We start from the raw sequence: 17,274 nt of genomic DNA, 5'->3' as shown, positions 1-17,274 counted from the left end.
GCTCCTAAGTGTAGTCATAGGCTGCCGCAACGGCAGTTTGCTCCCTCTCCCGCTTGCGGGGGAGGGCTGGGGTGGGGGTGTCTCCGCAAGCGAGGACCCCCAAGAGGAGAGAGCCCCCACCCGCCGCGCTTCGCGCGTCGACCTCCCCCGCAAGCGGGAGAGGTTGCAGGGAGCGCGTAGCCTGAGCTGTGTCAGAAAAACGGGGCTTCATCATTTGTGCTTCACGTGTTCAACAAGACCGCGCCGATCGCGGTCGCGACTGCCTGCTGCGCCGGCTCGACCACCGGCACGCCTATCGCCTCCGCAATCGCCGCGCGATGCGAGGCCATCCCGGCGCAGCCCATCAGCACGACGTCGGCGCGGCATTGCGTCACAAGCGCGCGGCCGGCCTCGATCAATCGTCCCCGGATATCTGCGGCTGCGGTCTCGGCTGCGCTCGCGCCGACCGACCAGCTTCCGGCATAGCGGCCGTCGACGCCCATGACCCGCACCATCCGTTGCTGGCGCCGGATGCTCGACGGCGACAGCGCGATGATGCCGAAACGTTCGCCGAGCATCAGCGCGCGAAAAATGCCGCACTCGGCGATGCCCAGCACCGGGCGACCGCCGGCAGCCTCGCGCACCGCATGCAGACCGGGATCGCTGAAGCAAGCGAGCACGAAGGCATCGGCGTCGTCGCGCGACACACGATTCACCAGCGGCATGACGACGCTGTCGGCATCGCGCTGCGACGAGATGCCGGGCGGGCCCTCGGCAAGGCCGACCACTTCGATGTCAGGCCCGCCGGCGATCCGCAGCGGCTCGACCGCCTCGTCGATCGCCGCCGTTACCGACGCCGAGGAGTTCGGGTTGATGACAAGGATGCGGGTCATGGCGCTCCCTAGCGGTTACCGGCCTCGTGGCGCAAAAAGTTCTCCGCGATCTTCTCGCCGGTCGTGATCCAGACATCAGGGCATGACTTTGCGTAAGTCAGAAATTCGCGCAGCAGGCGCAGCCGCATCGGGCGGCCGCTGCACTGCGGATGCAGCACCGTCGTCACCATCGCGCCCCAGTCGCGGACCTCGTCGAGCTCGTCCTTCCAGATCGAGAGCACGTGTTCCTTGGGGAAGATCGAGCGCGGGCTGAAGCGGGCGGAGAGACCGTGCATCCAGTCGTCATAGCTCGCGGTCACCGGCAGCTCGATCGTGCCGGGCTTGCCGTCGGCAAGACGATGGCGATAGGGCCGCACGTCGTCGCGGAACGAGGAGGTATAGACGATGCCGTGACGCACCAGCGCGACGCGCAGCTCCTCGGTGAACTCGCCATAGGGCGCGCGATAGCCGGTTGGCTTCACGCCGAGCCGACGCTTGAGCGCCTCGAAACCGCGTTCAAGCTCCTCCTCGATCCAGGGATCGCCGGGATCGGGCAGCAGATGATGATAGCCGTGATGTCCGATCTCGTGGCCGGCCTTGAGGATGGACTCGGCCATCGCGGGATGCGCATCGACCGACCATCCCGTGACGAAGAAGGTGGCCTTCAGATCGAGCTGGTCGAGCAGCTCCAGCAGTTTTGGCGTGCCAACGCGGGCCTCATAACCGCCATAGCTCATGGTGATGAGCCGCTGGGCGTGACTTGCGTCCTTGCTGGTCCACGCGCTCTCGGCGTCCACGTCGAACGACAGGAACATCGCCGACTTGTACGGCTTCGGCCACGGATGGTCCGGCGCAGGATCTGCGGTGTTGGCCGGGACGAGCGGGATGCTCTGGAGTGCTTTACTGTCCAGCATTGATGGTCGCCTTCTCGAGTGCGTTGTCCGTCAGTTTCCACTTGGCAAGCAGGGTGCGATAGGTGCCGTCCGCGATCAGCGCGTCGACCGCCTCCAGCATGGCCTGCTGCAGTGCCTTTTCCTTGACCGGCAGCGCGATGCCGGTGAATTGCTGTGCGATGGGCTCGCCCACAGTTGCATAGGTGCCGGGCTCGAGGTCCATGATGTAAGGCAGCGTCTCGTTGCCCTGGGCGGCGGCATCGATGCGGCCCTGCCTGAGCTGGGTGCGGGCGTCGGCTGAGCCGTCGGTGCCGACGAACTGAATCGGACTGCTGCCGCAATTCTTCTCGCTCCAAGCCGCGATCTGCGCCGGGAACATGGTGCGGCGGCTGGCGCCGACCTTCTTGCCGCAGAGCGATGCGGCGTCCTTGAATTCCGCCTTGCGCGACTGCTGCACGAAGAACTGCGGACCGCTGCGCAGATAATCGACGAAGGACGCGATCTCGTGCCGGCTGGCATAGTCGGTGAAGCCGGACAGGATGGCGTCCACGCGCCCAGTCGAGATCGACGGCATGAACTCGGCAAAGCTGGTCTCGGTCCATTCGATCTTGACGCCGAGCTTACGGCCGATGGCTTCGCCGAGATCGATGTCGAAGCCGGATAGCGCGTTGGTAGCGGGATCGCGGAACTCCATCGGCGGATAGTTCGGCACCAACGCCACCTTGATGCTGCCCCGCTTGGCGATCTCCGCCGGCAGATCGATCGCCATCACCGACGCGTTCATGACGCCGAGGAACGCCGCCGCAACCAAAAGTCTCTTCATCAACACGCTCCCATTCAGATCACAGCCGAAAGAAATGCCCTGGTGCGCTCCTCGCGCGGGGCGCCCAACACGTCCGATGCGCGCCCCTGCTCGACGATCGCGCCCTGGTCCATGTAGACTACGCGATCGGCGACCTCGCGCGCGAAGCCGAGCTCGTGCGTCACCACCATCATGGTCATGCCGCTCCGCGCCAGCTCCTTCATGACCGCGAGCACCTCGCCGACGAGCTCGGGATCGAGCGCGCTGGTCGGTTCATCAAAGAGCATCAGCATCGGCTTCATCGCCAGCGCCCGGGCAATGGCGACGCGCTGCTGCTGGCCGCCGGAGAGCTGTGCGGGATACGAGTCCGCCTTCGCGGACAATCCGACGCGGCGCAACAGTTCGAGCGCTTCAGCGCGCACCTCATCGGGCTTGCGGCCCTGAACCTGGAGCGGACCTTCGGTGATGTTCTCCAGCGCCGTCTTGTGTGGAAACAAATTGAAGCGCTGGAACACCATGCCGGTCTTCAGCCGCTGCCGCCCAATCTCGCGCTCGCTGAGACGGTACAGCCGTCCGCTTTGCTCGCGCACCCCGAGCAATTCGCCGTCGAGCCAGATGCCGCCGGCATCGATCGTGGCCAGCTGGTTAATGCAGCGGAGCAGCGTGGTCTTGCCGGAGCCGGAGGCGCCGATCAGGCACATCACCTCGCCGGGCCAGACGTCGAGCGAGACGCTTCTGAGAGCCTGGAACTCGCCAAAGTTCTTGGCGACGGAGCGGATCGCGACGAGGGGCTTTGTCATCGCGCGAGCCGCAATGTGCCGCGCGCAAAACGGCGTTCGAGCAGCATCTGGAGCGGCGTCAGGATCGAGACCACGAGCAGGTACCAGAGCCCGGCGACGATCAAGAGCTCGATCACGCGGGAATTGGCGTAATAGATGTTTTCGGCGTTGTGCAGCAGTTCCGGATACTGGATGACACTCGCGAGCGAGGTCGCCTTCACCATGCCGATGAACTCGTTGCCGAGCGGCGGGATCACCACCCGCATCGCCTGCGGCAGCACGATGCGGCGCAGCGCGCGCAGCCGTCCCATGCCGATCGCCTGCGCCGCCTCATATTGTCCGATGTCGACCGACAACATGCCGGCGCGCATCACCTCGGAGGTGTAGGCGCCCTGGTTGATGCCGAGCCCGAGCAGCGCGGCAAGGAAGGGCGTCATGACGTCAACGGCGCGCGCGCTCCACAGGCCGGGAATGCCGATGGTCGGAAACACCAGCGCGAGGTTGAACCACAGCAAGAGTTGCAGGATCAGCGGCGTGCCGCGGAACAGCCAGGTGTAGCCGGCGGCCACCGTCTTCAGCACCGGATTGGGCGACAGCCGCATGATCGCGACGACGATGCCCAGGACAATGCCGAGCGCCATCGCCAGCACCGCCATCACCATGGTGTTGACGATGCCTTCGAGAATGACTTTTGCGGTCAGGAAGCGGCTGACATAGGACCATTCGATCTGGCCGTTCGCAAACGCGCGCGCAATGGCCGCGAGCGCCAGAATGATCAGTGCGGCGCTGAGCCAGCGAAACCAATGCGGCTCGCGCGCGATGCTCATCCCCGACAGATCAGGGAAACCTTCCGCGAGTGCCGGCGCCGGCTTCATTGCGGCGCCGCGTTGAGCATGGGCTGGGCCACAGCGTTCGCACCTAAGCCCCATTTATCGAGAACAGCCTTATAGGAGCCGTCGGCGATCATGGCGGCGAGCTTTTCAGTCACGACCTCGCGCAGGGCGGCATCGTCCTTGCGAAACATGATGCCTTGATAGCCTTTGGCGAAGGGCTCGCCGACGACACGGTATTTGCCGGGCTCCTGCGTTTGCGCATAAGGCAGCGTCTCGCTGCCCTGCACGGCGGCATCGATGCGGCCTTGCTTGAGCTGGTTGCGGACGTCGATCGAATTCTCGCCCGGAACGTACTGGATGGCAGGCTTGCCGGCCGGCTCACAATTCTGCCTGCTCCACTTCTCGATCTCGACCGGGAAGCTGGTACTGCGGGTGGTTCCGACCTTCTTGCCGCAGAGATCGGTCGCGTCCTTGGCTCCATTGTCCGCCATGACGAAGAATTGCGGGCCGGTCTGGAGGTAATCGACGAAATCGGCAGTCTCGCGCCGCGAGGCGCGGTCCGAGATGCCGGAGATGATGAAATCGGCGCGCTTGGTCTGCAGCGAAGGGATCAGCTCGGCGAATGGCGTCTCGCTCCAGACGATCTTGAGACCGCCGAGCCGCTTGGCGAGCTCGTTCGCCAGATCGATGTCGAGCCCGACGAGCTCATTAGTCGCCGGATCGCGATATTCCATCGGCGCGTAGGTGGAGTTGACCGTGAGCTTCAGCGTGCCCGCCTGCTTGATCTCCGCCGGAAGCTCGGCCGCCTGTGCCGACGTCGCGGCAGCCAGGGTTGCAAGGGCGAGGAAATGCGAAAGGCGTGTCATGTCAGCTCCTTTGGCTGGCGCCGCGACCGGCCGTTTGAAATCAATCCGCATCGAGAACGGCCGGCTCGATGACGCCGGCACGTTCAGTGATCACCCTGTATTGCTCCGGCCGCCGGTGGGCGGCGAAGTTGAACATCTTGTCCTTGCCCTGGCGGCACAGATCGAGATCGATGTCGGCGACGATCACTTCATCGGCGAGCGTCTGCGCCTGCGCGACGATGCGCCCATTGGGATCGACGATGCAGGAGCCGCCGATCAGCCCGGAGCCGTCCTCCTCGCCCGCCTTCGCCACCGAGATCGCCCAGGTAGCGTTCATGTAGGCGTTGGCCTGCGTCACCAATGTCGAGTGGAAGGTGCGCAAGGCGCCGTCTTCGGTGGTGCCGCCATTGGGATCGTAGGCCGCTGAATTGTAGCCGATACAGACGAGCTCGACGCCCTGCAGACCGAGCACGCGCCAGGATTCCGGCCAGCGCCGATCGTTGCAGATCATCATGCCCATAATGGCGTGGGCCCAGGCCGAGCCGGCGCGGAAGGCGGGGAAGCCGAGATCGCCATATTCGAAATAGCGTTTCTCGAGTTGCTGGTAGCGTGCGCCCGGCCGCGGCTCCACCGAACCCGGCAGGTGAACCTTGCGATAGCGGCCCAAAATCTCGCCGTCGCGATCGACCAGGATGGCGCAATTGTAGCGGCGGCCGTCCGCGGTCTGCTCGGCATAACCGACATAGAAGCCGACGCGCAGCGCCCGCGCACGATCGAACAGTTTTGCCACCGCAGGGTTCGGCATTCCGCGCTCGAAATATCGGTCGAGCGCCTCACCCTCGAGCAGCCAGCGCGGGAAGAAGGTGGTGAAGGCAAGCTCGGGGAACACCACGAGGCTCGCGCCGCGGCCGGCCGCCTCCTCCAGCAGCGCTAGCATCCGCGACAGCGTATGCTCGCGCGTATCGGCTTTTTGCGTCGGCCCCATTTGAGCTGCGGCGGCGCGAAGGACACGAACCAAGATTGCCTCCAATCTGTGCGCAGTGCTGCCTCAATGGGCGAATGAACCCTTTGATGCGACGTGCAAATCCGCTGCCATTACGGGCGAGCGGGGCTGCAAAATCAATTCGTTCTGCTATGATGTTTTGGCCCTGAGTATAATCGGCAGTGATATGAACCTGCGTCAGCTCGAAATCCTGCGCGCCGTCATCCGCCATCGCACCACGGTCGCGGCGGCGGACGAACTGGCCCTCTCGCAACCCGCGGTCAGCAATGCGCTGAAGACGATGGAGGCGCAGGCGGGCTTCGCCTTGTTCGAGCGCGTCAACAACCGGCTGTTTCCCACCGCGGAAGCGATGGCGCTGTACAAGGAGAGCGAAGCGATCTTCGCGCTGCACGCAAAGCTCGAGAACCGCGTGCGCGATCTGCGCGAGAACCGCTCCGGGCATCTTGCCATCGTGGCGACGCCGCCGCTCGCCTACAGCATCATCCCGACCGCGCTATCAGGATTCCTGCGACGCCGCCCGGAAACGCGCGTGTTCTTCGACGTGCGCCGCTACGAGGGCATCATCGAGGGCGTGCTCAGCCGCGTCGCCGAGCTCGGCTTCGCGCTCGGGCTGACGCATCATCCCGGCATCGCGCACGAGGTGGTGCACACCGGCGAGATGGTGTGCGTGCTGCCGCCGCAGCACCCGCTCGCCGAAAGGCCCATGATCTCGGCTTCGGATCTGTCCGGCCTGCCTTTCATCGGGCTCGAACGCGGCACGCGGCTGGGTGAAGCCGTGCGCGACAGTTTTGCCCGCGCCGGCGCGCCGTTTCAGCCGACCGTCGAGGTGCGCTACTGCAACACGGCCTGTGTGCTCGCCGCCGCTGGCGTCGGCGCCGCCGTCGTCGACCCCTTCTCGCCGCGCCAGAACGGTGGCCACGGCCTTGTCGTACGGCCGTTCACCCCGACGACGCACGCGGTCGCCTATATGCTATGGTCGGAGGCCGAGCCGCTATCGCGCCTGGCCAAGGCCTTTCTCAACGAGGTCCGCAAGGAAAGTGCACTGCTGGAGCGCACAGCGTCACACCAGCAATATCGGGCAGAAAGCGACTGAGCTTCGCAACCTTCTTGGGGGCACATGGCACGCATCACCATCATCGAGACCGGACAGGTCCCGCAAAAATATCGGGAGCAGCACGGCTCGTTCCCGGACATGTTCGAACGCATGGTTCGCACCGAGGACCCGACGGCTACGGTGGACGTCGTCAGCATCCCGAATGGCGACGCGCTTCCCGATCCGGGCAAGCTCGAGGCCGTGCTGATCACCGGCGCGGCGGCCGGCGTCTATGACGGGCTCGACTGGATCGCGCCGCTGGAAGCTTTTGTCCGCACCGCCTACGCCAACAAGACGCCGATGGTCGGAATCTGCTTCGGCCATCAGCTGATCGCGCAGGCGCTCGGCGGCACCGTGCGTAAGTCGGAGAAAGGCTGGGGCATCGGCCGGCACGTCTATCAGGTGCTGCCTGAGAACGGCGTCATTGCCGGCGAGGAGGTCGCAATCGCCGCCTCACATCAGGATCAGGTGATCGAGCCGCCCAACGATGCGCTGACAATCCTGTCGTCGGAGTTCACCCCGCATGCCGGCCTGCTCTACGCCAATGGCACGACGCTGACCGTGCAGCCGCACCCGGAGTTCGACGTGGCGTTTGCGCAAGTGTGCTGCGATCTGCGCGACGGCAAGACGCCAGAAGACGTGTTGGCGACGGCGCGCGCATCGCTGGCCGAGCCGATGGATAATGCGAAGCTCGGTGGGGCAATTACGAGGTTTCTGGCGAAGCGCACGGCGCCGTAGTCGACGAAACTCGCGGCTGCTCTTCTTCCCTTCTCCCCTTGTGGGAGAAGGCGGCGCGAAGCGCCGGATGAGGGGTCTGTCTCAGCGCATTCAATAAGAGTTGGAGTCGCGGAGAGATACCCCTCACCCGTCTCGCCGCTATGCGGCGAGCCACCCTCTCCCACAAGGGGAGAGGGTGCAACGCGCTCGCCGCGCTATCTCGCGAACATCAGAACGGATCCGTCCCCAATCCCGCAACGTCCGCCGGCCGCGGTCCCGGCGCGGTCCAGTGAAAGCGGCGGTCCTTCTCCGCAATCGCGATATCGTTGATCGACGCTTCGCGCCGCTTCATCAAGCCGTGCTCGTCGAACTCCCACTCCTCGTTGCCGTAAGAGCGATACCACTTGCCGCTCGCATCGTGCCATTCGTACTGGAAGCGCACGGCAATGCGGTTCTCGTCGAAGGCCCAGAGGTCCTTGATCAGGCGATAGTCCTGCTCCTTCTCCCATTTGCGGGTGAGGAACGCGACGATGGCCTCGCGGCCCTGCAAGACCTCGGAGCGATTGCGCCAGCGGCTGTCCTCGGTATAGGCGAGCGAGACGCGCACCGGGTCGCGTGAATTCCAGGCGTCCTCGGCCATGCGGGCCTTTTGCGCGGCGGTCTCACGGGTGAAGGGCGGAAGCGGCGGGCGCGACATGATGGCCTCATCGGTGGGTCGGGGCCGCAATCTATCGCCGCAAATTGTGGAGTCGATAGGCCATCACAAATCGGGCGATCACTTATCGGGCGATCACGAAATCAGATCGGCCTTCATCAATGCGCGGATCGATTTCGGGATCGGCTGCGCGCGGCCGCCGCTGATGAAGGCGACGCGGACCTCGGCCTTCACCAGAACTTCCGCGCCGCGACGCACTTCCTGCGCCAGCATGATCGAGGCGCCCTTCACCGCAACCGGCCAGGTCACAACGTCGAGCACGTCGTCCATCCGCGCGGGCTTGAGGAAATCCAGATGCATCGAGCGCACCACGAAGGCGAAGCCCGCGCCTTCCGTCTCCACCTGATCGAACAGCGCCTGCTGCTCGGCGCCCATCAGCCTGAGGTGATTGGTGCGGCCGCGCTCCATGTAGCGCAGATAATTGGCGTGATAGACGATGCCGGAGAAATCCGTGTCCTCGTAATAGACGCGGACCTGCATGTGGTGGCGGCCGTCGCGGATCTCGCCGTCGAGATGAGCTGTCACGTCGCGAGCCTCTTCGCTTGTCGCTATAGGTCCGTTTTGCGCAAAAACGGCCGGACGCGCAAGCGTAGCTAGGACACAGCGAGCCCTGTCCTTCCCAGCGTCACCTCGACGATCTCGGGCGGCACGCCGACGCGGACCGGCATGATGCTGCAACCGAGGCCACCGGAGACAATGAGGTCGCATTTCAGGCGGAAGTGGCCATAAGCGAGGCGCAGGCCGTTCTTGGGCGAAACCGCCGGCGACCAGCCAAGCAGGCGAACCTGGCCGCCATGGGTATGGCCGGACAGTTGCAGCGCGACGCGCCCGGGTACGAGCGGCGCGATGTTGGGCTCGTGCGCGAGCAGGATGACCGGCGCATCGTCGGTGACCTTCGCCAGCGTGCCCGCAAGATCGTCGGCGCCGAAGCGGCCGATGCTGCGGAAGCGCCGCGCCGGCAGGAAGGCCAGCTGATCGCCGAGCCCGGCAAGCCAGAACGGGCGGCCGTCCTTGGTGAGGCGCACGACGTCATTCTCGTAGACCGGGATGCCGGCCGCCTCCAGCGCCCGATGCGCGATGGTCGGTCCGTGCCCCGCCTGCTGCACGGTCCTGTCGTCCCAATAATCGTGATTGCCCATGACGGCATGGACGCCGAGCGGTGCCTTGAGTCCGGCCAGCACCCTCGCCCATTCGCGCGACGGGATGAGGCGCGTGACGTGGTGAAGGCCGGCGACATAGTCGCCGAGCAGCACGACGAGATCGGCATTCAGCGCATTGGTACGGTCGACGATGCCCTCGATCCGCTCCAGCGACATCCAGGGATCGCAGGCGTGGATGTCGGCGATGGCCGCGATCTTCAACGGAAAATCCGCCGGCCATTGCCGCGGCTTCGGATGATAGCGGGTGACGCGAAGCCGCAGCACCGGCTCGACGCCGACGCCGTAGGCGGCGGTCGAGATGCCGAGGGCGGACAGACCGCCGATGGAACGGATGAAATGACGGCGCGTGATCATGGAAACCCGATCGAGATGCGCCTTGTTGATGCGGTCCGATTGGAGCGGAATTGGGGTGCATTCGTGCAGACCGTCTGCACGAGATTACCAGAAATTCATGAAAGGAGCGCGCTGTATTGGCGCAGCTCAGTCGTCGCTCTCGTCCGTGCCGAACAGGCCGAATTGTGCCGCCGCATCGCGCGAGGGCTCGGCGATGCCGAGATGACGAAAGGCATGCGAGGTGAGCAGCCGGCCGCGCGGGGTGCGCTGGAGATAGCCGCACTGGATCAGATAGGGCTCGATGATGTCCTCGATCGCATCGCGCGGCTCGGACAACGCGGCGGCCATGGTCTCAACGCCAACCGGGCCGCCGCCATAGTTCATCGCGATGGTCGTGAGATAGCGACGGTCCATCGCGTCGAGGCCCGCGGCATCGACCTCGAGCGCGCTCAGGGCGTGGTCGGCGATCTTGCGGTCGATCTTGTCGGCATCGGCCGCCGAGGCGAAATCGCGCACGCGGCGGAGCAGGCGGCCGGCGATACGCGGCGTGCCGCGAGCACGGCGCGCGATCTCGTTGGCGCCGTCGGCGCTCATGCCGACATTGAGCACGCGCGCGCCCCGACTGACGATGCTTTCGAGCTCCTCGATCGTGTAGAAATTGAGCCGCACCGGAATGCCGAAACGATCGCGCAAGGGATTGGTGAGCAGGCCGGCACGCGTGGTGGCGCCGACGAGGGTGAATTTCGACAGTTCGATCTTCACCGAGCGCGCCGCCGGGCCCTCGCCGATGATGAGGTCGAGCTGAAAGTCCTCCATCGCGGGATAGAGCACCTCTTCCACCGCCGGGCTCAGACGATGGATCTCGTCGATGAAGAGCACGTCGCGCTCTTCGAGATTGGTGAGAAGAGCTGCGAGATCGCCGGCCTTGGCGATCACCGGCCCTGACGTCGCGCGAAAGCCGACGCCCAGCTCCTTGGCCACGATCTGCGCCAGCGTGGTCTTGCCGAGGCCGGGGGGACCTACGAACAGCACGTGATCCAGCGCCTCGCCGCGCTTGCGCGCCGCCTCGATGAAGATGGAGAGGTTCTTGCGCGCCTGCTGCTGGCCAACGAAGTCGGACAGCGATTGCGGACGCAGCGCGGTGTCGCCGACATCGTCGCTGCGGCGCTCGGGCGAGACCATGCGGTTGGCCTTGGGATCGCTCACTTCGCCAGTTCCTTCAGGCCGAGGCGAATGAGCTGCGCCGTCTCGGCGTTCTCACCCGCGCTGCGCGATGCGGATGCAATGGCGGCGGCCGCTTGCGGCTGACCATAGCCGAGATTGACCAGCGCGGAGATCGCGTCGGCGACGGGCCGCGGCGCCCGCTGGTCGTCGACGGCGCCGGCGAGATGCACCACGGCGGGATCGACATTGGCGAAAGCCGGCGCCTTGTCCTTCAATTCGGTGACGATGCGTTCGGCGACCTTGGGACCGACGCCGGGCGTGCGCGCCACCGCGGCCTTATCGCGCAGCGCAATGGCGTTGGCGAGATCGGAAGGCGCCAGCGTGCCGAGCACGGCGAGCGCGACCTTGGCACCGACGCCCTGCACGGTCTGCAGCAGGCGAAACCATTCGCGCTCCTGGTCGGTGCGGAAGCCGAACAGTTTTATTTGGTCCTCGCGGACATAGGTCTCGATCGACAGCACGGCAGCCTCTCCCGGCGAGGGCAGATGCTGCAGTGTACGCGCCGAGCAATGCACCTGATAGCCGACGCCGCCGACGTCGAGGAGCACATAATCCTCGCCGTAGGAATCGATCAGGCCCTTGAGCTTGCCGATCATAACCCCGCCACCTTCAGCCTGAGCGCCGTGCTCTGGCGATGATGGGCGTGGGTGATGGCGATGGCGAGCGCGTCGGCGGCGTCGGCGGACGGCGGCTCGGCCTTGGGCAGCAATATCTTCAGCATCATCGCGATCTGTTGCTTGTCGGCATGGCCGGCGCCGACCACGGTCTTCTTGACCTGGTTCGGCGCGTATTCGGCGACAGAGATACCGAACATCGCGGGCGCCAGCATGGCGACGCCGCGGGCCTGGCCGAGTTTCAGCGTCGCAACGCCGTCCTTGTTGACGAAGGTCTGCTCGACCGCGGCTTCCATCGGCTTGTGGTCGGACAGGACGGACGCCAGCCCCTCGTGGATCGCGAGCAGCCGGCTGGCCAGCGGCAAATCGTCCGGCGGTTCCACCGAACCGCAGGCGACGTAGATCAGGCGATTGCCCTCAGCCTCGATCACGCCCCAGCCGGTGCGGCGGAGGCCAGGGTCGATGCCGATGATGCGAACGGGGCCACGAATCGGGAGCGCAGTCATGGGCCAGTGATAGCGGCTGGCTGCCGTTGGGGAAACAGAAACAGAACGGAAGTAACAGGGGAAGTGACGGTCTCGTGCCCCGGGCGCGACGCAGCGCAAAGCGGTGTGGCGCTGAACCGGGCCCAGTTGTCGCCGGTACTCGAGGTGTCATGGGTCCCGGCTCTGCGCAGCAGCGTTTCACGCTGCAGCGCGTCCGGGACACGGTGGACTTCAGCCGCCCATCTTCGCGACCAGCGCGTCCGAGACCTCGAAATTGGCGTAGACGTGCTGGACGTCGTCGTGCTCGTTGAGCAGATCCATCAGCTTGAGCAGCTTCTCGCCGGTCTCGTCGTCGACGGCGACCGTGTTCTGCGGCTTCCAGATCAATGCGGCCTTGCGCGGCTCGCCGAACTTGGCTTCCAGCGCCTTGGCGACGTCGCGATAGCCTTCGGTCGAGGCGTAGATCTCGTGGCCGGCTTCGCTGGAGACGACGTCGTCGGCGCCGGCCTCGATCGCCGCATCGAGCACGGCGTCGTCGGAGGCCACGCTGCGGTCGTATTCGATGATTCCGGTGCGGTCGAACATGAAGGACACCGAGCCGGTTTCGCCGAGATTGCCGCCTGACTTGGTGAAGAAGGAGCGGATGTCGGAGGCGGCGCGGTTGCGGTTGTCGGTCAGCGCCTCGACGATGACGGCGACGCCGCCGGGGCCATAGCCCTCGTAGCGGATCTCGTCATAGTTCTCGCCCTCATTGCCGAGCGCTTTCTTGACGGCGCGCTCGATATTGTCCTTCGGCATGTTCTCCTGGCGCGCGGCGATGATGGCGGCGCGCAGGCGGGGGTTCATGTTGGGGTCGGGCGTGCCCAGTTTGGCCGCGACGGTGATTTCCCGCGCCAGCTTGCCGAACAGCTTCGACTTCTGGGCATCCTGCCGCCCCTTGCGGTGCATGATGTTCTTGAATTGGGAATGTCCGGCCATGCGTGGTCTCTCGGGGGTCTCTTGGAATCGTACGCCAATGAGGGTGGGAAACGCGGCCTTATAGGCCGCCAACCCACCGGAATGAAAGGGTCTCGGATACTTTAAGGTAACACCGTACAGGCCCCTGCCTAGAGGTGAAGCATCGTTAACCCTGACTTCATTCCAGCCTGCGAAAATAACCTCCGAGCGTCCCCCGACAAGAGAGACCTGATGGCATTCGGACTATTTCGGAAGCGTCTGCCGGATATGGCCGCGCCCGTGGCAGCCGCAGAGGCCGCGCCGCCGGTGGCCCAGTCCGAGCCCGCCCCAACCGAAGGTGATTCCGCGCGGGAGATCCTGGAATTGCTGGAACTCGAGCTTGGCTCGATGATCCGCCAGCTCGAGCGCGCCGCCAATTCGGTGGCGGGCGGCGCCGAAGCGACCGCATCGACGCTTGCCGCCATTCGCGACCGCACCGACGCCCTGACCGGCCGGACCAATGCCGCGCAATCAACCGCCTCCACCTTCGCCCATGCCGCCGACAAGTTCACCCAGTCGGCGCTGGGGATCGGAGCGCAGGTTCGCGAGGCCGGCAAGCTCGCCGACGAGGCCAGCGCCGCGGCGCAGGAAGCCCGCGCCAATGTCGATCGCTTGCGCGAATCCTCCGCCGCCATCGGCAATGTCGTCAACCTGATCGCGCAGATCGCGCGGCAGACGACGCTGCTCGCGCTCAACTCGACGATCGAGGCCGCACGCGCGGGCGCTGCGGGAAAAGGCTTTGCGGTCGTCGCAACCGAGGTCAAGGCCCTCGCGGTGCAGACGCAAGGCGCGACGGAAGAGATTACGAAGAAGATCGACGCGCTGCAGCGCGATGCCGCCGGCTCTGCCGATGCCGTGCACCGCATTTCGCAAGCGATCGAGGCGATCCGCCCGGTCTTTGAGACCGTCAACGGCGCGGTCGCCGAGCAGAACGCCACCACCAGCGAAGTCTCCGGCAACGCCGCCAGCGCCTCGGAGTTCATCGTCTCTGTCGGCGAGAGCGCAGCCGAGATCGATGCCGCGACCAAGGCGGCCGAGAGCCATGGCGAGAACGTCGCCAGTGCCGGCAAAGCCGTCACCACCTTCGCACAGAAGCTGAAATCGCGCTGCGCCGTGCTGCTCCGCCAGAGCGAGCACGACGACCGCCGCAAGACCGAACGGCTGCCCTGCCATCTCAAGTTCGAGAGCCCGCGCGGCGTGATGCCGGTCTATGAAATCTCGATGGACGGTGTGCTGATCGGCGGCGCGGATGCAGGCCGGCTTGCACCGCAAGCGATGATCGAAGGTACCCTCGAAGCCGTCGGCGCCTGCCGCCTGCGCGTGATCGAGCAATCCAAGGCCGGGGCCCGCGCGCAATTCGTTGGTCCCAATGCCGAGCTCCGCGAAAAAATCGAGGACAGGCTCTGGGCGATCCACGAAGAGAACACGGAGTTCGTCACCCGCGCCATGGAAGCGGGCAACGCGCTGACCCAGATCTTCGAGCAGGCCGTTGCCCGCGGCGAAGTTGGGATCAACGACCTCTTCGACACCGACTACGCCGAAATCGCCGGGACCAATCCGCAGCAATACCGCACGAAATATCTCGACTGGGCCGACCGCGCGCTGCCGCCGTTCCAGGAGGTCTTTCTGGCCAAGGACCAGCGCATGGCGTTCTGCGCCATGGTCGACCGCAACGGCTTCCTGCCGGTGCACAACAAGATCTATTCGCACCCGCAGCGACCGGGCGACGTCGCCTGGAACACAGCCAATAGTCGCAACCGCAGGATATTCAACGATCCGGCGGGGTTGGCGGCCGCACGCAACCTGCGCTCGTACCTGGTGCAAAGCTATGCGCGCGACATGGGCAACGGGAATACGGTGATGATGCGCGAGATCGACGTTCCGATCCGCGTGCAGGGCCGGCACTGGGGTGGATTCCGCACGGCTTACAAGCTCTAGAGCCTGGTCCGAAAAAATGTCCCGCAGTTTTTCGAGCGGAATAGAGAAATAAGGCGCGAATTGCGCCTGAGTGCACGCTCAGGCAAGACGCCGGCCGCGAATCATCCTTTTAAGCTGAATTGAAATGGGAATGCCGCCGTGAGCCGGGTTGCGGCTCTGACTGGAGGACTCATCGAACATGTCCGTCGTACAACTTGCAGTCATGGACACCGACTCCAATCGCACGCTGGCCGAACGGCTGATTGATCAGCTTGCCGACCGCATCGGCGGCCTCGGCGTGGAACTCGCCGATATCGCCGGCAACGTCCAGGAAGTTGCAAACCGCGTCGCAAACCAGTCGGAACGGTTCCACCATCTCCAGGAGACCGCCGAGACGATGGTCTCGGCCAACCACGATATCGCCAATGCATCGCAGGCCGTGCAAACGACCACGTCCGCGGCGGTCGGCGAGATCGCGCAATCGCGCAGCGCCGTCGACACCGCGGTCAACCACATCTCCGAGCTCGTCGCAGCGGTGGAGCGCATCGAGGCGCGCCTCAGTGCCGTCGGCTCGGCGCTGGCGCAGGTCGCGAAAGTCTCCGGCTCGATCGAGGCGATCGCGAAGCAGACCAATCTGCTGGCGCTGAACGCAACGATCGAAGCCGCCCGCGCCGGCAATGCCGGCCGCGGCTTTGCCGTGGTCGCAAGCGAGGTGAAGAATCTCGCGGAAGCCACCCGCCAGGCCACGCACCAGATCTCCGACACAGTGCGCGATCTCGACGGCCAGATCGAAGGTCTGATCGGCGAGAGCAGCGACGCTTCGCAGCGCGCCAAGACCGCCGGCGAAGGCGCCCAGCAGATCTCCGGCATCATCTCTCGGGTCCAGCAGGGCTTCGCCTCCGTGGAGGCGGAGATCGGCAGCGTCACGCGCGCGGCGACCTCCAATCTCGGACATTGCGACACCGTCATCAGCGAACTGAACGAACTCGCCAAGGGCGTCGACCTCTCCTCGCGCGACCTCAAGAACGCCGATCAGCGCGTGACAAAGCTGCTCGACACCTCCGAAGGCCTGATAGCGATGATCGCCGACAGCGGCGTGGAGACATCGGACGCTCCGCTGATCCGAATCGTCGTCGAGACCGCGAAGCGGATCTCGACCGAATTCGAGGCCGCGATCGATCGCGGCGACATCACGCTCGACCAGCTCATGGACGAGACGTATCGCGAAATTCCCGGCACCGATCCAAAGCAGTACCTCACCAACTACGTCGACTTCACCGACCGCGTGCTGCCCGCGATCCAGGATCCGATCCAGAAATCCGATCCCCGCATCGTGTTCTGCGTCGCCTGGGCCAAGGGCGGCTATCTGCCGACCCACAACCCCAACTACCGCCTGCCGCAGGGCAAGGACCCGGTCTGGAACAACGCCAACTGCCGCAACCGCCGCCTGTTCAACGATCGCGCGGTGCAGAAGGTCGCAGCGAACACCAAGCCGTTCCTGCTCCAGACCTACCGTCGCGACATGGGCGGCGGGCAGTTCGTGCTGATGAAGGACCTGTCCTCGCCGATCGTGATCCGCGGCAAGCGTTGGGGCGCCTTCCGGATGGGTTTCCGGCAGAGCTGACGGCCGGCGCGACGGCGTTCCGGGGCTCCCAAAACAAAAAACTCGAAAACAACCCCATGCACAGTAGCCGGGGCGTGCGAAATCAATGGCTTATGCCGGCAGGCCGCGGCGGGCTTTGACTCGAATGCCACTACTTCGAAATTGTCATCCCTCTCTCTCTCCGCGGGCAGAGCTACTCGAGAATGAGAGAGGGTTATCCGCGGATAGAGACCCCTCACCCCAGCGTGTTCGCGTCTACTGACGCCGCCGCCCTCTCCCACAAGGGGCCTGTTGCGTAATCCGCCAGTTGTGATTCCCTAGGTCAAAGCCTTGGAGGTATCGATGGCGGTGAAGCGGACAGGACAGCCGAGCTTTGTGGAAGCGCTGATGCCGAAGGGCGCCGGCGCCAAT

At 65.1% G+C, this 17,274-nt stretch carries 18 protein-coding genes; 4 read left to right on the top strand and 14 right to left on the bottom strand.

Going from position 1 to position 17,274, the window contains the following annotated elements:
• Positions 1 to 221: 221 nt before the first annotated feature.
• The 7 genes from CV770_RS36720 to CV770_RS36690 are packed head-to-tail and all read right to left on the bottom strand — an operon-like array spanning position 222 to position 6,021.
• Positions 222 to 872, bottom strand: coding sequence for an aspartate/glutamate racemase family protein (locus CV770_RS36720; RefSeq protein WP_104465814.1), 651 nt, complete (start codon positions 870 to 872; stop codon positions 222 to 224).
• An 8-nt stretch (positions 873 to 880) separates the two neighbouring features.
• Positions 881 to 1,765 (bottom strand): polysaccharide deacetylase family protein, encoded by an 885-nt coding sequence (locus tag CV770_RS36715; RefSeq protein ID WP_091956388.1) that lies wholly within the window; start codon positions 1,763 to 1,765, stop codon positions 881 to 883.
• On the bottom strand, positions 1,752 to 2,567 hold the full coding sequence (locus CV770_RS36710; RefSeq protein ID WP_165637294.1) for an ABC transporter substrate-binding protein: 816 nt from the start codon (positions 2,565 to 2,567) through the stop codon (positions 1,752 to 1,754). The genes CV770_RS36715 and CV770_RS36710 overlap by 14 nt, the downstream gene beginning before the upstream one ends.
• A 14-nt stretch (positions 2,568 to 2,581) precedes the next feature.
• Complete coding sequence (locus tag CV770_RS36705; protein ID WP_104465813.1) at positions 2,582 to 3,346, bottom strand: amino acid ABC transporter ATP-binding protein; 765 nt, start codon at positions 3,344 to 3,346, stop codon at positions 2,582 to 2,584.
• Positions 3,343 to 4,200: an amino acid ABC transporter permease gene (locus tag CV770_RS36700; protein WP_201760196.1), complete on the bottom strand. Its 858-nt coding sequence runs from the start codon at positions 4,198 to 4,200 to the stop codon at positions 3,343 to 3,345. The genes CV770_RS36705 and CV770_RS36700 overlap by 4 nt, the downstream gene beginning before the upstream one ends.
• Positions 4,197 to 5,024, bottom strand: coding sequence for an ABC transporter substrate-binding protein (locus CV770_RS36695; RefSeq protein ID WP_104465815.1), 828 nt, complete (start codon positions 5,022 to 5,024; stop codon positions 4,197 to 4,199). The genes CV770_RS36700 and CV770_RS36695 overlap by 4 nt, the downstream gene beginning before the upstream one ends.
• Before the next feature lie 40 nt (positions 5,025 to 5,064).
• Positions 5,065 to 6,021 carry an N-carbamoyl-D-amino-acid hydrolase gene (locus CV770_RS36690; protein ID WP_080670082.1) on the bottom strand — a complete coding sequence of 319 codons (957 nt, stop codon included), beginning with the start codon at positions 6,019 to 6,021 and terminating at the stop codon, positions 5,065 to 5,067.
• Between the two features lie 151 nt (positions 6,022 to 6,172).
• On the opposite strand from CV770_RS36690, the gene CV770_RS36685 reads away from it, so the two are divergent.
• Together CV770_RS36685 and CV770_RS36680 are read left to right on the top strand one after the other, a co-directional pair.
• Positions 6,173 to 7,099, top strand: coding sequence for a LysR family transcriptional regulator (locus CV770_RS36685; protein ID WP_104465811.1), 927 nt, complete (start codon positions 6,173 to 6,175; stop codon positions 7,097 to 7,099).
• Between the two features lie 24 nt (positions 7,100 to 7,123).
• Positions 7,124 to 7,837, top strand: a complete 714-nt coding sequence (locus CV770_RS36680) for a type 1 glutamine amidotransferase (RefSeq protein WP_104465810.1) — start codon at positions 7,124 to 7,126, stop codon at positions 7,835 to 7,837.
• Positions 7,838 to 8,045: 208 nt separating this feature from the next.
• Here the strand turns inward: CV770_RS36680 and CV770_RS36675 are convergent, their stop codons facing one another.
• From CV770_RS36675 to CV770_RS36645, 7 genes are all read right to left on the bottom strand, one after another.
• The gene (locus CV770_RS36675) at positions 8,046 to 8,513 is read right to left on the bottom strand and encodes a nuclear transport factor 2 family protein (RefSeq protein WP_104465809.1); all 468 of its coding nucleotides are present in this window, start codon (positions 8,511 to 8,513) and stop codon (positions 8,046 to 8,048) included.
• Between the two features lie 93 nt (positions 8,514 to 8,606).
• On the bottom strand, positions 8,607 to 9,056 hold the full coding sequence (gene ybgC, locus CV770_RS36670) for a tol-pal system-associated acyl-CoA thioesterase (RefSeq protein ID WP_091956380.1): 450 nt from the start codon (positions 9,054 to 9,056) through the stop codon (positions 8,607 to 8,609).
• A 68-nt stretch (positions 9,057 to 9,124) separates the two neighbouring features.
• Positions 9,125 to 10,045: a metallophosphoesterase gene (locus tag CV770_RS36665; RefSeq protein WP_104465808.1), complete on the bottom strand. Its 921-nt coding sequence runs from the start codon at positions 10,043 to 10,045 to the stop codon at positions 9,125 to 9,127.
• Positions 10,046 to 10,171: 126 nt separating this feature from the next.
• Complete coding sequence (gene ruvB / locus CV770_RS36660) at positions 10,172 to 11,206, bottom strand: Holliday junction branch migration DNA helicase RuvB (protein ID WP_177237050.1); 1,035 nt, start codon at positions 11,204 to 11,206, stop codon at positions 10,172 to 10,174.
• A gap of 20 nt (positions 11,207 to 11,226) precedes the next feature.
• The gene (gene ruvA / locus CV770_RS36655) at positions 11,227 to 11,844 is read right to left on the bottom strand and encodes a Holliday junction branch migration protein RuvA (protein ID WP_038971395.1); all 618 of its coding nucleotides are present in this window, start codon (positions 11,842 to 11,844) and stop codon (positions 11,227 to 11,229) included.
• On the bottom strand, positions 11,841 to 12,368 hold the full coding sequence (gene ruvC, locus CV770_RS36650) for a crossover junction endodeoxyribonuclease RuvC (protein WP_091956377.1): 528 nt from the start codon (positions 12,366 to 12,368) through the stop codon (positions 11,841 to 11,843). The genes ruvA and ruvC overlap by 4 nt, the downstream gene beginning before the upstream one ends.
• A 210-nt stretch (positions 12,369 to 12,578) precedes the next feature.
• A complete protein-coding gene (locus CV770_RS36645; RefSeq protein WP_091956376.1) occupies positions 12,579 to 13,325 on the bottom strand; it encodes a YebC/PmpR family DNA-binding transcriptional regulator in 747 nt (248 codons plus the stop codon).
• Positions 13,326 to 13,535: 210 nt separating this feature from the next.
• Between CV770_RS36645 and CV770_RS36640 the strand changes: the two genes are divergently transcribed.
• Together CV770_RS36640 and CV770_RS36635 are read left to right on the top strand one after the other, a co-directional pair.
• Positions 13,536 to 15,281, top strand: coding sequence for a methyl-accepting chemotaxis protein (locus CV770_RS36640; protein ID WP_201760195.1), 1,746 nt, complete (start codon positions 13,536 to 13,538; stop codon positions 15,279 to 15,281).
• Positions 15,282 to 15,459: 178 nt separating this feature from the next.
• Positions 15,460 to 16,884: a methyl-accepting chemotaxis protein gene (locus CV770_RS36635; RefSeq protein WP_104465806.1), complete on the top strand. Its 1,425-nt coding sequence runs from the start codon at positions 15,460 to 15,462 to the stop codon at positions 16,882 to 16,884.
• The last annotated feature ends 390 nt before the right edge of the window (positions 16,885 to 17,274 follow it).

This window comes from Bradyrhizobium sp. AC87j1 (assembly GCF_002936975.1).
GTDB classification, from domain to species: domain Bacteria; phylum Pseudomonadota; class Alphaproteobacteria; order Rhizobiales; family Xanthobacteraceae; genus Bradyrhizobium; species Bradyrhizobium shewense.
This window is presented reverse-complemented; position numbering and strand designations above follow the sequence as displayed.